This window comes from Bacillus sp. JJ722 (genome assembly GCF_036963345.1).
Taxonomy (GTDB): Bacteria; Bacillota; Bacilli; order Bacillales; family DSM-1321; genus Bacillus_AD.
In genome coordinates this window covers 1-348 of the sequence record NZ_JBALMO010000416.1, presented here as the reverse complement: position 1 = coordinate 348, position 348 = coordinate 1, and the positions used below count along the sequence as shown (strand labels likewise).

Below are 348 nucleotides of genomic sequence, written 5' to 3'. Positions count from 1 at the left end.
TTTTTGGTGATTTATTACTCTTACCTAGAACAAACAACACAATCGCTACAATTAATGATTTTGGTTTATCATTAGCTATTATATGGATTTTGAGTACAAACTTAACATATGATATCAATGCATTTATCATGTCCCTTGTTGCTGCGGCGGTTATTGGTGTCTTTGAGTATTTCTTTCATAAATATCTCATCAAACAAATAACTCCCCCTCCTAAAGAGAGATTACATTATCAGACAGAAGCTTCGGAAGAATTTCATATAAACAAACCAAAGAACTATAGAAGTAAAAAGAAATAAGTCTTCAAGTACTTTCATAAGCCCATTTATGAAATTGAGTTTGTTTTATATC

1 protein-coding gene is annotated in these 348 nt (G+C 30.5%); it reads left to right on the top strand.

Annotation, left to right across the window (positions count from 1 at the left end):
* On the top strand, nucleotides 1–296 hold a 296-nt coding region (locus V7014_RS26965; protein ID WP_335512180.1), incomplete at its 5' end, for a DUF2512 family protein.
* Between the last annotated feature and the right edge of the window lie 52 nt (nucleotides 297–348).